Below are 13,434 nucleotides of genomic sequence, written 5' to 3' on the forward strand. Positions count from 1 at the left end.
AGAAAAAACTTCTCCAAGAAAGGAGAAGTTCTTAAACTCCATACGTCGACCAGAGGTCTTTGACAAGACCGGACAGGTAAGGGGTGCTATTTACGATCACATCTGCTAACATTGATTTGCTCATCATGGTTTGAAGCGCATCGACTGGAAGTAATGCAGCCACAAACAATAGAATAAACACAAATAGATAGGTTTCAAGAAATCCTAAAACAGCGCCAAGTAGTTTGTTGACCTGTTTAATCACAGGGATACTTGCAATGGTTGTGAGCAATCCGCCGATGATAGCGAGCAGGATTTTGGTCAAGATAAACAGAATGATAAACGCAATGGTATTATAATAAGCTGTTTCTAAATTCCCACTAAAGAAAGCGAGCTGCGCTTGACCGCCGCTAAAATTAGGTGCTGGAATCCACGTAAGCTGTGGTGCAAGTGACTGATAAAACAGAGAAGCCACTAAAATAGAAACAACAAAGCTAATCAATTTAATAAATTGAAGAATAAACCCGCGTTTTAGACCGACAAGCGTTCCCATAAGAAGCAAAAACAAAATGATGATATCGATCACGGTAATTTCATTCCTTTTCTTTTAGATGAAGCTCTAGTTTTTCGTATTGCTCTTTTAATTTCAAGTAGTCGTGGACGACATTGACTGCTGTCAGTACAGCTAATTTGTTTATATCAAGGTATGGATTTTTTTCATTGATTTCTCTCATTTTATCATCAACAATTGAAGCAACATGTCGCATATGCATCTTCGTTTCTTGGCCGATGATCGTATAGGACTGTCCGTAAATCTCAACTGTTGTTTTCGTTTTACCGCCGTCAGACAACGTTTCTCCTCCATTCCACGAGAATCCTAGTCTCTATCATAACATGTTTAGACATTGAATGGAAAGACGAGCCCTTCCCTGTTATGGTACACTTTAGAAATCAATGATATCAAGGTAAAAAGGAGTTATCCACTGTGCCCCAATCCGTCTTAAAAGCAACATCAGAAGACATGAAAAAAATGAAGAGGATGTACGCTCAGCATTTAACTGACACTTTGCCACCAGGCGCTCTTTTTCAAGCAAAGGTTCCCGGCTGTACGATTACAGCCTACAAATCTGGAAAAGTACTGTTCCAAGGACAAAAGGCAGAAGCTGAAGCGAGTCAGTTCAACCATTTACAAACAGCTGAAACAAAAAGCAAAAAAACGCCATCCATCACACCGTACAGCCCACCACCCGGCATCGCTTCCATGTCGGTTATTGGCTCAGATGAGGTCGGTACTGGCGATTATTTTGGACCCATTACGGTCTGTGCGGCTTATGTTGATTCCAGTCAGCTTGCTCTCATGAAAGAGCTCGGGGTGAAAGACTCAAAAGGACTAAAAGATCCGCAGATTATCAACATTGCCAAAGACTTGATCAAAACCATCCCGTTCAGCCTTCTCGTGCTTCGGAATGAAAAATACAATACGATGCAGGAAAAGGGCATGAGCCAAGGGAAAATGAAGGCACTGCTTCATAACCAAGTCATCACCTCCGTGCTAGAAAAACTGGATGGCAAGAAACCAGAAGCCATTCTCATTGACCAATTTGCCGAACCAGGCATTTATTTCAGGCACCTTGCGGGGAAAAAGATCATTCGGGAGCGTACATATTTTAGTACGAAAGCAGAAGGCATCCACTTATCGGTTGCTGCAGCTTCTATTATTGCAAGATATGCTTTTTTAATTGAAATGGATAAATTATCAAAAGCAGCGGGCTTTGACATTCCAAAAGGGGCCGGTCCGCATGTTGACAAAGCGGCAGCAAAGCTGATGAAACAGCACGGTGAAGAGGCTTTACGCCAATTTACAAAACTTCATTTTGCCAACACCCAAAAAGCGAAAAAATGGTTATAATCAAAAAAGAGCTATCGCCCATAATGCGATAGCTCTTTTTATTATCCGCGCAAGACGGCTTGATACGTATCTTCTAATGCTTTCAATACGTTTGTATGAACAGCCGTGACTTCTTCCTCGGTCAACGTTTGTTCTGGGTTTAAATATTGCAGAGAGAATGCAACAGACTTTTTGCCTTCTTCCATATGCTCACCCTCATACACATCAAAGACGGAAAGGTCTGTGAGCAATTGGCCGCCAGCTTCATAAATGACTTGCTCCAACTGTCCGCTTGAAATATGCTGATCGACGACAAGTGCGATGTCTCTTGTCACTGCTGGGAATCTCGGAATAGCCGTATATTTCATATCCTCTGTTTCAGACGTCATCACATCTGTTAAATCAAATTCAAATACATACGTTTCTTTCAAATCTAATTCCTTTTCCACTACTGGATGAAGTGCAGCTACAAAGCCAATCACTTTTCCATTTAAATGAACATCGGCTGTACGTCCTGGGTGAAGGCCCTCACGCTCTGCTTGAACATACGTGATCTCTTCTGATACACCAAGCTTTTCAAACAGCCCTTCTGCAATACCCTTCGCAACATAAAAATCGACAGCTTTTTTCTCGCCCTGCCAAAGATTTTTATGCCAAAGACCTGTTAACGCACCTGCCACATGCTCTTTCTCTACTGGTTTTGCGCCTTCCGTTTCCGCTAAGAAAACAGAACCTGTTTCGTAAAAGGCAAAAGAATCAGCTTGCCTTGCTAAGTTATATGCGACAGAATCAAGTAAGTTTGGCAGAAGGCTTTGTCTCAGCACACTGCGTTCCTCACTCATTGGCAGGGAAAGTCTTGTTTGATAAGCTGGATTTAAAGCAAAGGCTGTGGACTTATGCTGATTCGTTAATGAATACGTAATCGCTTGAGAAAGACCTGCGCCCTCTAAGAAACGTCTCACCTTTCTGCGCTTCACTTGGTATGGCGTGAGACCGCCAACGGTACCAGCTGTCGCAGGCAGTGTAGATGGAATATTGTCGTATCCGTATAATCTCGCGACTTCTTCAATGAGGTCCTCTTCAATCGTAATATCCATTCTGCGGGAAGGAACCGTTACGACAAGCACATCATTTGATTCACCCACAGTAAAGCCTAGTTTGTTGAAAATCTGAATCATATCTTCTTTTGAAATGCTCATGCCAAGCACCTTGTTCACACGCTCAGTTGATACGTGGATGACATTCATACTTGTTTCAAGGTGGTTTTCCTCAACTGTACCACTTAGCACTTCGCCACCTGCATACATACTGATCAATTGCGCTGCTCTTTCGGCTGCTGATGTCGTCCGCTGCGGATCGAGCCCTTTTTCAAATCGTGTGCTTGATTCACTGCGAAGCCCTAAGTCTCTAGATGCTTGACGGACGGTTTGACCGTTGAAATATGCCGCTTCTAAAAGAATCGTTGTCGTCTCATCACGCACCTCTGATTCAAAACCGCCCATGACGCCTGCAACAGCATGCGCTTTTGTGCCATTTGTAATGACAAGATGCTTCGAAGACAATGTACGTTCTTGTTCATCCAGAGTTTGAATCATTTCATTTTCAGCCGCTTTACGAACGACCACCTGCTTTGAACCAAACCGGTCATAATCAAAGGCATGTAGAGGTTGACCGTATTCAAGTAAGACAAAATTCGTAATATCCACGACGTTGTTAATTGGGCGGATACCTGCATTCATCAATCTTGTTTGCATCCAAAGCGGTGCTGGTCCAATCTTTACATTTTTAATGATCTTCGCTGCATAAAGTGGATTCGCTTCTTGATCCTCAATTTTAACAGAAATATAGTCTGCTGCTTTTTCAGAAGAAGTGTCATGCGCTGTATCAGGAAGCTTGATGTCTCTCCCTAAAATGGCGGCAACCTCATAAGCCACTCCTAGCATATTAAGGGCATCGGCACGGTTTGGTGTTAAGCCAAGTTCAAGTACCGCGTCATCTAATTGAAGCGCTTGAAGGGCATCATCTCCTGGTTTCACGTCATTCGGGAAAACAAAGATACCTTCTGCATATTCTTTTGGTACGAGCTTGCTCTCTACGCCTAATTCTTGCAGAGAACAAATCATGCCATGAGACTCTTCACCGCGCAGTTTTGCTTTTTTAATTTTAAAGTTTCCGGGAAGGACTGCACCAACCGTTGCGACGGCCACATGCTGTCCTTTATCCACATTTGGAGCCCCGCATATAATTTGCACCGGTGCGTCTTCGCCGATATCAACAAGACATTTGTTTAATTTATCCGCATTCGGATGCTGTTCACGTTCAATGACGTGTCCAACGACAACGCCTTTGATGCCTTCGCTTTTATACTCAACGGCTTCCACTTCAATTCCGCTTCTTGTGATTTTCTCTGCTAATTCATCCGGCTGAATGCCTTCTAAATCGACATAGTCCTCTAACCATTTATATGAAACAAACATGTTGATTTCCTCCTCTTAGTCCTGCTTAAATTGCTTCGTGAATCTAATATCATTTGTGTAGAAATGACGTATGTCATCTATGCCGTATTTCAGCATCGCAATACGTTCAACACCCATTCCAAAAGCAAAGCCTTGATAACTATCTGGATCAAATCCGCTCATTTTTAATACATTCGGGTGAACCATTCCTGCACCTAAAATTTCAATCCAGCCTGTTCCTTTACATACAGAACAGCCTTTCCCGCCGCATTTAAAGCATGACACATCAACTTCAACGGAAGGTTCTGTGAATGGGAAAAAGCTTGGGCGCAGTCTAATTTCACGATCTTCACCAAACATTTTTCTTGCGACTGTCTCAAGCGTTCCTTTGAGGTCACTCATGCTAATATTGTGATCGACCACAAGTCCTTCAATTTGCATGAATTGATGGGAGTGAGTGGCATCATCGCTGTCACGTCTATATACCTTACCAGGGCAGATGATTTTCACAGGGCCTTGGCCTTTATATTTCTCAAGTGTACGTGCTTGAACGGGTGATGTTTGCGTTCTCATGAGTGTGTCTTCAGTAATATAGAAGCTGTCCTGCATATCACGTGCCGGATGTTCTTTTGGAAGATTGAGCGCTTCAAAGTTATAGTAATCTGTTTCCACCTCTGGGCCCTCTTCAACGGTATAGCCCATGCCGATAAATAAATCTTCAATATCTTCTACGACAATCGTTAATGGATGTCTTGCCCCGATTTTGATCGGACTTGCTGGTAATGTGACATCAATGGTTTGAGAAGCCAGTTTCTTTTTCACTTCTTCTGCTTCTAGCTGCTCATTTTTTTCAGCAATGGCACCAGCAATCTGCTCTCTCACTTCATTTGCAAGTGCGCCCATTTTTGGTCTTTCTTCAGCGGAAAGCTTGCCCATTCCGCGCAGCACTTCTGTAATCGGACCTTTTTTCCCTAAATATTGAACACGAATATCATTGACTTCTTTGAGCGAGCTGGCTGCTTCTACCTTCGCTATCGCTTCTGTTTCAAGCTGTTTTAACGTTTCTTGCATGAGTGTTATCCTCCTTTTAATATACAAAACCGTCTGAATAAACGGGTGTTTGATTGTTTGAAGACAATAAAAAAACCCGCCCCTCCAAAAAAGAAGGGACGAGTTGTGGTCGCGGTACCACCCTTGTTAAGCACAAATATATGTGCGAATAAGCTTCATTGACATAACGGAATCAAACGAATCCGGTCCACCTTTACGCAAAACCTGCGGTCCCGGTGACAACTCCAGAGGTGAATTCCTGTTTCAGCATTCCTTAAATGCACTTTCAGTCTACGATGCATTCTCCCTATTAGGACGCTCCGTGAAACAATCTTCCTCTATCATGGTTTTTAAAATATTAGTTTCATTATAGTGAAAAATAGGACGTGTTGCAACACTATCCGCGCAAATGATAGACAAGAACCGCTGCTGCCACAGCCACATTTAATGATTCCGCTTGTCCGTACATCGGAACATATAAATTTTGATCTGTCATTTGAAGAATCTCTGGATCAATACCTGCTCCCTCGTTGCCTACAATTAACGCAAATGGACCTTCTGATGCTATGTGTCTATACTCTTTCGCATCTTTCAAAGCACTCCCATATACGGGTATACCTTGCGCCTTTAATGCTGGAATTGTCTGTTGGAGTGTTTGTTTTAAGATAGGCAGGTGAAAATGAGACCCTTGTGCTGAACGGAGCGTTTTTCCGTTAAACGCATCAACGGTTCCATCCCCTAGGACCACAGCATCAAGACCCGCTGCATCTGCTGTCCGAATAAGTGTGCCTAAATTCCCCGGATCCTGTACTGCATCTAACAGAAGCATTCGTTCATGCTTTTTCTCCTCAAATACAGGAATTGTACAAACCGCTGCGATTTGCTGAGGTGTTTCCGTTTCCGTCATCGCAGTAAAAGCCTCTTCACTTAATTCATACAGCTCAATGTCAGGCTCGATGTCAGCAGGGAGCATGTCAGGTGTTGTGATCATTAACTCTTTCACAACCCCGCTTTTTAATGCTTCTTCTACTAAGTGTTTTCCTTCAACAAGGAACAGCCCTGTTTTCGTTCGTTCTTTTTTTGTATGGAGCTTTTTCCATTGTTTAATGTGTGCGTTTTTAGCTGATTCTATATATTTCAAGCGACTTTAACTCCTTTAAATATCATGAATTTATTATATCTCAAGCACACTACATAATAAACCTGTCTTTGAGACAGAATAGGGCTATCACCATCAAAAAAGGAGTGTGGGCAATGGATTTTAATTTAAGAGGCGCAGTGATTCAAAACATCACTGGCCATAATCAAGAGCAGCTTGAGCATACGATTTTAGATGCGATTCAAAGTGGCGAGGAAAAAATGCTACCAGGGCTTGGCGTTTTGTTTGAGGTGTTATGGCAAGAGGCATCAGAAGATGAAAAAAATGAAATTCTTGAAACATTAGAGCAGGGCTTAAAGCCTGAGCTTCAGCAATAACAAGAAGCCGGTTTGCTTATCTATGAGCAAGCCGGCTTTGTTCATTTAGCCAGTGATTGGCGTCTCCATTCGAAGAGCTGGATCGCGCCAAATCTCGATCCATTTTTTAATAGCGAACACAATAATGACAAAACCTAAAATCAGCATAATCATCGAAAGCACGGCGTTCAGTACACTGTAGCCAGATGCTTCAGGATTGAGATAGACATTCGCAACCATCCAATAACCCGCATAATTCACCGTCACATATAAGTAAGCAAGCGGAATTAAACAAGTCAACATATACCGCCTTTTATCCGCAATTTTTAATACAACCGTCGCCCCAATGATTAATCCGACCGAGGCCATTAGCTGGTTTGACACGCCAAAGAGTGCCCAAATGGATCCAATGTCTCCAGAGTAAAGCAAGTATCCCCACATAAAACAAGCAAGTGCACTTGCAAAGACTGACCCTGGTACCCAGTCATTTCGTTTCAGCGGTTTATATGCTTCTCCAAAGAAGTCTTGGATCAAATATCGCGCGACACGGGTTCCTGCGTCAATCGCCGTTAAAATAAAGACGGCTTCAAACATAATCACGAATTGGAAGAAATAAGAGGCCAAATGACTAAAGAACGGAATACCCGTAAAGATGTACGCCATCCCTACAGCTAATGTAACAGCTCCACCTGTTCTTCCTTCTAAGTCAAGACCGATTTCTTTGCTTAGTTGAGGAAGATTCTCGACACTCATACCAAGCGTACGGAACACTTCAGGTGTACTATTAATTGCAAAATAATCTCCCGGATGAAGCGCAGTAGCGGCAATTAACGCCATGATTCCCACTAAACATTCTACGAGCATCGCGCCAAACGCCACCGGCTTCATATCACTCCAACGATCTAGCATTTTTGGCGTTGTGCCTGAGCCAACAAATGCATGAAAACCAGAAATCGCACCACAAGCAATGGTAATCGAAATAAAAGGCCATACAGGTCCAGCTAAGACAGGCCCTCCTCCATTTACAAACTCCGTAAACGCCGGAAATTGGATGGTTGGATTAACCACAAAGATTCCCGCAATGAGCGCGATGAAAACACCAATTTTCATAAAACTGCTTAAATAGTCTCTTGGTGCCAAAAGCAACCAAACCGGCAGGGCCGCAGCAAAGAACGCATAGATTGGCAGGGCAAGAGCAAGCGTTTTTGTATCAAGTGTTAACAAATCTCCAAGTGCTGTTCCTTGAATATTCGGTCCAAGGAATACCCCCAACATCAGTAATATGAATCCTGCAGATGTCGCCAGCTTTAAATTGCCTGTCTTTTTATAATAAAGGCCGACTCCCATCGCTATTGGAATGGTAATACCAACTGCAAAGGTTCCCCAAGGATTTCGTTCTAAAGCATGAAGCACAACCATGGACAGTCCTGCCATTGTAATTGTAATAATAAATAACATGGCGAGCCCTGTGCAAAATCCTGCCACAGGACCAAGCTCCTCTTTCGCTACCTCGGATAGTGATTTCCCCTTTTTTCGCATCGAAGCAAACAAGACCACAAGATCATGAACAGCTCCGCCAATCACCGCTCCAATTAAGAGCCAAAGGAGACCAGGTAAATACCCAAATTGTGCGGCTAAAATCGGACCAACTAATGGACCGGCAGCGGCAATTGCAGCAAAGTGATGCCCAAATGTAACCCATTTGTTTGTTGGCACATAATCTTTCCCATCCTCGAGTGCATGAGCCGGTGTAGGATGATCATCTGTGACCTTTAATACCTTCACCATCATAAACGTGCCATAGAGGCGATAGGCAATCGCTAAAATACACATCGATCCTATCACAATTGAAACCGCATTCATTTAACCATCCCCTTTGTATAAACAATTTGTTACAAATATAACATAAATTGAGTGATTTTTCTTTCTTTTAAAACCAAGTTGACAAATAAGAATAATTGATTTAATCTAAAATAAGCTTCACCTACTTCCATAAACTCTCTTTTGACAGAGCCTCAATTGGCTCTGTCCTTTTTATTGATTTCATCTTACATAAATACAAGATGGATCACATGTGCCTTCCTCACTAGAAAAATATCACTTTATTTACTGAAAACAGTTCTTTTGACACAACTTACATTCCAAAGTTCATTTCCTGGGAAATTCAACGCAATTAAAAAACCTTTCCCCATACTGAGGAAAGGTTTCATCATTAAGAACCGTACGTAATTTGTTCGACCGTTTTTTGATCAAGCCTTTTGATGACTTCTGTTAAAAGCTTCACCGCATTTTCATAATCATCTCGATGAATCATGGCTGCATGGGTATGAATATATCTGCTTGGAATTCCGATGGATAGTGATGGAACGCCATGACCTGTTAAGTGAATACCTCCAGCATCTGTTCCTCCACCTGGCATGGAATCATATTGATAAGGAATGTTTAATTCATCTGCAGTTTGGACAACAAAATCGCGAAGCCCTTTATGAGAAACCATGGAAGCGTCGAATACAACAATCGTTGGTCCTTTGCCAAGTTTGCTTGTTGCTTCTTTTTCAGTAATACCTGGTGTATCACCTGCTACTCCAACATCAATAGCAAATCCAATATCAGGCTGGATGGTAGCTGCAGCTGTTTTAGCTCCTCGCAAGCCAACTTCCTCTTGGACAGTTGCTACACTGTATGCAATATTTTCATGCTGAGTATCCTTTAAATTCTTCATGACATCAATCGCTACTGCACAGCCGATACGGTTGTCCCAGGCTTTTGCAAGAAGCATTTTTTCGTCATTCATTACCGTAAACTCAAAGTAAGGTACGATTTGATCTCCAGGGAGGACGCCCCATTCCATTGCCTGTTCTTTGCTCGAAGCCCCAATATCAATGAACATATCTGTGATTTCGATTGATTTCTTTCGTGCTTCTGGTGATAAGACATGTGGCGGTTTAGAACCAATCACACCTGTAATGTCTCCTTTTTTCGTCACAATGGTGACACGCTGCGCCAGCATAACTTGTGACCACCAGCCACCGACCGTTTGAAAACGAATATAGCCTTTGTCATCGATTTTTGTCACCATGAATCCTACTTCATCTAAGTGACCAGCAAGCATCACTTTAGGCCCATTGGCATTTCCTTCCTTCTTAGCAATTAAGCTGCCAAGGCGGTCTGTAGAGACTTCATCCGCATATGTTTCTATGTATGACTGCATGACTTTTTTTACATCACGTTCATTTCCTGGAATCCCTTTTGCATCCGTTAGGTCTTTCAGCATAGTTAATGTTTGATCTAGTTTTGTCATTCTGTGTATCCTCCTTTTTCTTCATGGTGCATTCTTATTATACAAAACCTCTTTCGTTCAATACGATCTTTTTATGAATATTTTTTCGTTAATCGAAATATTTTTTTTAAAAAAGTTGAAACCTTTTGTCTTTCTCATTCGTAGTACATCAGATAACGGTATTGGAGGTGCATCCTGTCATGTTTGTCATCCTCATTAGACTTGCTCTTGTTGCATTGCTTGTCTATATTTTCTACATGGCGGTAAAATTCTTCTCAAACCCGAGAAGAAAGCTGAAACAAGCACAATTAAAAGAAGGCTTTTATTTTATGGACGAACAGCAAAATGCCCGTAAAAATTTTAATTTCGTCTATAAAGGTGTCTTGTTTGAAGGGGAGAAGCATGTTCCTTCTAAGGATCATCCTCTGTTTGTCCACTCCATTTACGTTTGGACGGAGTCACCTGAGAAGCTAAATGAATTCACATTAGAAGACTTTGAAAAACTTGAGGAAAACATCATTGAACGGTATCCTCAAACAAAAATTGATTGGGATCAGCCCATCAAAAAAATCAAACAAAAAAAGGGAGCAGACACGCCGACTTAACGGCGTCTGCTCCCTTCTCAGATGAGATTGAGATAGACCAATATCACCAATTGGACAACAATTAAAGCAGGCATACCCATTTGAAAGGCAGGATGCTTTGTTTTATGACGGAAATACTGCATGCCAAGAAATGACCCAGCAGCACCAAAAAGTACTGCAGCACTCCATAAGTGCGCTTCTGATATTCTCCATTTGTGTGCTTTCGCCCGGCGTTTATCCTCTCCCATGAGACAAAACCCATAGACATTGACCAAGATGAGCAGCAAGATCAGAGCGATATTCATTGATTTCACCTCACATGATGAGAAAAAAAGATCACTCCTTGGCGGAATGATCTTTTATATGACTTACTTGTCTAGTTGTGCTTTTGCAGCATCAGCAAGCTGGTTGAATGCGTTTAGGTCATTCACAGCAAGATCAGCAAGCATTTTGCGGTTTACTTCGATACCAGAAAGCTTTAAGCCATGCATTAAACGGCTGTAAGAAAGACCGTTCATACGAGCTGCAGCATTGATACGAGTGATCCATAGTTTACGGAAGTCACGTTTTTTCTGACGACGGTCACGGAAAGCGTAGTTTCCAGATTTCATCACCTGTTGGTTTGCTACTTTATATAATCTATGTTTTGAACCGAAATAACCTTTTGCTAATTTAAGAACCTTTTTACGACGCTGACGCGACACAGTTCCGCCTTTTACTCTTGGCATTGTAATTCCCTCCTATGTTTCCTATTCCAGATTACTTGATGTTTGCAAGTTGTTGTTTGATACGTTTGAAATCTCCAGCACTTACGATTGCGCTCTTACGCAATTTACGTTTTTGCTTTGTAGATTTGTTAGCGAACAAGTGACTTGTGTACGCATGAGAACGTTTAAGTTTACCAGAACCTGTTTTTTTGAAACGTTTAGCAGATCCGCGGTGAGTTTTCATTTTTGGCATTGGATGTTTCCTCCCTCTGTTACTTTTACTTTTCGACTTTTGGTGCAAGCATGAGGAACATGCTGCGTCCGTCCATCTTAGGTTTTGTTTCTACTGTTGCTACTTCAGCGCAAGCTTCAGAGAAACGGTCTAACACGCGCTGTCCGATTTCTTTATGCGTAATCGCACGGCCTTTAAAGCGGATAGAAGCTTTCACTTTATCTCCCTTTTCAAGGAATTTGATTGCATTACGGAGCTTCGTGTTAAAATCATGTTCATCGATTGTCGGGCTCAACCGAACTTCTTTTAAGCTAATGATTTTTTGATTCTTACGTGCCTCTTTTTCCTTCTTCTGTTGTTCGAATCGGAACTTACCGTAGTCCATGATTCGGCAAACAGGTGGTTTTGCATTTGCAGCAACTAACACAAGGTCAAGATTGGCTTTCGTAGCAATTTCCAGAGCTTCCTGGCGGGTTTTAATCCCCAGCTGATCGCCATTTTGTCCGATCAAACGAACTTCACGCGCACGAATACCTTCATTAACTAATTGATCTTTGCTAATAGTGAGCCACCTCCATGAGATTTTGAATTGAGTTCACAATTCATTTTGACCATTTCGTTGTATGTTTTACAGGCAAACAAAAAGTGTGGGCATATAAAACACCCACACTGCGAACATTTGCATGAAAAAATAAATGTACGGTCAACCTGTCAACTACAAACATGTGTCAATCAGGTGAGAAGCGGGTGCTTCTGCTTGTGATATCTATTCAATTCGTTAACTATTCTACACAATTTTCATTTGTCCGTCAAGTAACCGAACTCTTGAAACAACTTTTTCATTTTAGCATGACGAAACGATTTGGGCAAGACTTATTTAAAAAGAAAATAAAGTCTCTTCAATTCCTTCAATATTTCATTAACACACCGATATAAATCAAGTTGTATACACAAAATAAACAAAAATATAAATCATATTCCATATAAAAAAGGATATTATATCTATTTTTTCAAAAAAAATGATTGATTTTATAATCCTTTAGACTTATCATTGGAGAAGTATTCAAATTCATTTAATAAAATAAGGAAAAGTAGGGGATTTATTTGAAAAAGTTTTTTAAGATTGGGTGTCTTAGTATCATTATTCTCATTTTGATCATTATCTTTGTATCTTGTATGGCTGGGGGCGGCAACAAAAAAGATAATACATCAAACACTGGTTCTAAAAATGCAGTAACGAGTAGCGAAAAGAAAAATAATAAAGAAAAAACGCATAAAATTGGAGATAAAGTAGCAGTCGAAGACTTTACTTATCAAGTAAACAGCGTAACAGAAGCGAAATCTTTACAAAAACAGTATATGAGTGATGTAACGACAGACGGCAAATTTGTGATTGTTGAAATAACGGTCAAAAATACAGGTAAAAAAGGTAGAATGGTAGATACTGAGATGTTCAGGTTAATTGGCAAAGACGGCACAGAATACAAATCACTTGCAACAAATAATATGTATGTAAATGATACCGATTCAAGTTTCTTCTTAAAACAAATAAATCCTAAATTATCTAAAAAAGGTAAAATTGCTTTTGAAGTTCCAAACGAAAAGAAATTCTCGCTTCAAGTCTCATCAGGACTAGGATGGACTGGCGGTAAGTATAAGACCATTGATTTATCAAAATAATGTAAGAGTGCACATTTTTGTGCACTCAGGCTGTCGAGAAAATCTCGACAGCTTTATTTTTTCCCTTAAATTTTCCACTACCTCATTTTATAATAGAGAAAAGCATACTAAAGGAAGGTGTTT

General features: G+C 41.1%; 15 protein-coding genes and 1 other annotated feature. Of the genes, 4 read left to right on the plus strand and 11 right to left on the minus strand.

Annotation, left to right across the window (positions count from 1 at the left end; genetic code table 11):
* Positions 1-31: 31 nt before the first annotated feature.
* Both ASG46_RS20235 and zapA read right to left on the minus strand, forming a co-directional pair.
* Positions 32-565 carry a CvpA family protein gene (locus tag ASG46_RS20235; protein WP_025207758.1) on the minus strand — a complete coding sequence of 178 codons (534 nt, stop codon included), beginning with the start codon at positions 563-565 and terminating at the stop codon, positions 32-34.
* Positions 566-572: 7 nt separating this feature from the next.
* On the minus strand, positions 573-830 hold the full coding sequence (gene zapA, locus ASG46_RS20240; protein ID WP_008345998.1) for a cell division protein ZapA: 258 nt from the start codon (positions 828-830) through the stop codon (positions 573-575).
* 134 nt (positions 831-964) lie between these two features.
* Between zapA and rnhC the strand changes: the two genes are divergently transcribed.
* Positions 965-1,888 (plus strand): ribonuclease HIII, encoded by a 924-nt coding sequence (gene rnhC, locus ASG46_RS20245; RefSeq protein WP_041506750.1) that lies wholly within the window; start codon positions 965-967, stop codon positions 1,886-1,888.
* A 41-nt stretch (positions 1,889-1,929) separates the two neighbouring features.
* Here rnhC and pheT read toward each other — a convergent pair whose 3' ends face one another.
* The 3 genes from pheT to ASG46_RS20260 form a co-directional block, all read right to left on the minus strand.
* Positions 1,930-4,344: a phenylalanine--tRNA ligase subunit beta gene (pheT, locus tag ASG46_RS20250; protein ID WP_041506749.1), complete on the minus strand. Its 2,415-nt coding sequence runs from the start codon at positions 4,342-4,344 to the stop codon at positions 1,930-1,932.
* Positions 4,345-4,359: 15 nt separating this feature from the next.
* Positions 4,360-5,394, minus strand: a complete 1,035-nt coding sequence (gene pheS / locus ASG46_RS20255) for a phenylalanine--tRNA ligase subunit alpha (RefSeq protein WP_041506748.1) — start codon at positions 5,392-5,394, stop codon at positions 4,360-4,362.
* A gap of 376 nt (positions 5,395-5,770) precedes the next feature.
* Positions 5,771-6,514, minus strand: a complete 744-nt coding sequence (locus tag ASG46_RS20260; protein ID WP_056705959.1) for a TrmH family RNA methyltransferase — start codon at positions 6,512-6,514, stop codon at positions 5,771-5,773.
* A 113-nt stretch (positions 6,515-6,627) separates the two neighbouring features.
* On the opposite strand from ASG46_RS20260, the gene sspI reads away from it, so the two are divergent.
* Complete coding sequence (sspI, locus tag ASG46_RS20265; protein WP_056705962.1) at positions 6,628-6,849, plus strand: small acid-soluble spore protein SspI; 222 nt, start codon at positions 6,628-6,630, stop codon at positions 6,847-6,849.
* A 45-nt stretch (positions 6,850-6,894) separates the two neighbouring features.
* On the opposite strand, the gene cstA is transcribed toward sspI, so the two are convergent.
* Positions 6,895-8,691, minus strand: coding sequence for a carbon starvation protein CstA (gene cstA, locus ASG46_RS20270; RefSeq protein ID WP_039168858.1), 1,797 nt, complete (start codon positions 8,689-8,691; stop codon positions 6,895-6,897).
* A gap of 349 nt (positions 8,692-9,040) precedes the next feature.
* Positions 9,041-10,129: a M42 family metallopeptidase gene (locus ASG46_RS20275; RefSeq protein ID WP_017358255.1), complete on the minus strand. Its 1,089-nt coding sequence runs from the start codon at positions 10,127-10,129 to the stop codon at positions 9,041-9,043.
* Between the two features lie 179 nt (positions 10,130-10,308).
* Between ASG46_RS20275 and ASG46_RS20280 the strand changes: the two genes are divergently transcribed.
* The gene (locus tag ASG46_RS20280; protein WP_008346017.1) at positions 10,309-10,713 is read left to right on the plus strand and encodes a hypothetical protein; all 405 of its coding nucleotides are present in this window, start codon (positions 10,309-10,311) and stop codon (positions 10,711-10,713) included.
* A 17-nt stretch (positions 10,714-10,730) separates the two neighbouring features.
* On the opposite strand, the gene ASG46_RS20285 is transcribed toward ASG46_RS20280, so the two are convergent.
* The 4 genes from ASG46_RS20285 to infC form a co-directional block, all read right to left on the minus strand.
* Entirely contained in the window at positions 10,731-10,997 is a 267-nt protein-coding gene (locus tag ASG46_RS20285; protein WP_056705964.1) for a DUF1294 domain-containing protein, read from the minus strand.
* A 63-nt stretch (positions 10,998-11,060) separates the two neighbouring features.
* Positions 11,061-11,420 (minus strand): 50S ribosomal protein L20, encoded by a 360-nt coding sequence (gene rplT / locus ASG46_RS20290; RefSeq protein WP_007501659.1) that lies wholly within the window; start codon positions 11,418-11,420, stop codon positions 11,061-11,063.
* A gap of 31 nt (positions 11,421-11,451) precedes the next feature.
* Positions 11,452-11,652: a 50S ribosomal protein L35 gene (rpmI, locus tag ASG46_RS20295; protein WP_003216324.1), complete on the minus strand. Its 201-nt coding sequence runs from the start codon at positions 11,650-11,652 to the stop codon at positions 11,452-11,454.
* 25 nt (positions 11,653-11,677) lie between these two features.
* The gene (gene infC / locus ASG46_RS20300; RefSeq protein ID WP_024718649.1) at positions 11,678-12,193 is read right to left on the minus strand and encodes a translation initiation factor IF-3; all 516 of its coding nucleotides are present in this window, start codon (positions 12,191-12,193) and stop codon (positions 11,678-11,680) included.
* A 71-nt stretch (positions 12,194-12,264) separates the two neighbouring features.
* Positions 12,265-12,396: a sequence feature (ribosomal protein L20 leader region), on the minus strand.
* Between the two features lie 339 nt (positions 12,397-12,735).
* Here infC and ASG46_RS20310 point away from each other — a divergent pair.
* The gene (locus ASG46_RS20310; RefSeq protein WP_039168866.1) at positions 12,736-13,311 is read left to right on the plus strand and encodes a DUF4352 domain-containing protein; all 576 of its coding nucleotides are present in this window, start codon (positions 12,736-12,738) and stop codon (positions 13,309-13,311) included.
* Positions 13,312-13,434: the final 123 nt, after the last annotated feature.

Source organism: Bacillus sp. Leaf49, from assembly GCF_001426125.1.
Lineage (GTDB): Bacteria > Bacillota > Bacilli > Bacillales > Bacillaceae > Bacillus > Bacillus altitudinis.

Coding starts and splice junctions, on each gene's coding strand:
- pheT (WP_041506749.1), bottom strand. CDS start 4,344: ATGTTTGTTTCATATAAATGGTTAGAGGACTATGTCGATTTAGAAGGC.
- pheS (WP_041506748.1), bottom strand. CDS start 5,394: ATGCAAGAAACGTTAAAACAGCTTGAAACAGAAGCGATAGCGAAGGTA.
- sspI (WP_056705962.1), top strand. CDS start 6,628: ATGGATTTTAATTTAAGAGGCGCAGTGATTCAAAACATCACTGGCCAT.
- cstA (WP_039168858.1), bottom strand. CDS start 8,691: ATGAATGCGGTTTCAATTGTGATAGGATCGATGTGTATTTTAGCGATT.
- ASG46_RS20275 (WP_017358255.1), bottom strand. CDS start 10,129: ATGACAAAACTAGATCAAACATTAACTATGCTGAAAGACCTAACGGAT.
- ASG46_RS20280 (WP_008346017.1), top strand. CDS start 10,309: ATGTTTGTCATCCTCATTAGACTTGCTCTTGTTGCATTGCTTGTCTAT.
- ASG46_RS20285 (WP_056705964.1), bottom strand. CDS start 10,997: ATGAATATCGCTCTGATCTTGCTGCTCATCTTGGTCAATGTCTATGGG.
- rplT (WP_007501659.1), bottom strand. CDS start 11,420: ATGCCAAGAGTAAAAGGCGGAACTGTGTCGCGTCAGCGTCGTAAAAAG.
- rpmI (WP_003216324.1), bottom strand. CDS start 11,652: ATGCCAAAAATGAAAACTCACCGCGGATCTGCTAAACGTTTCAAAAAA.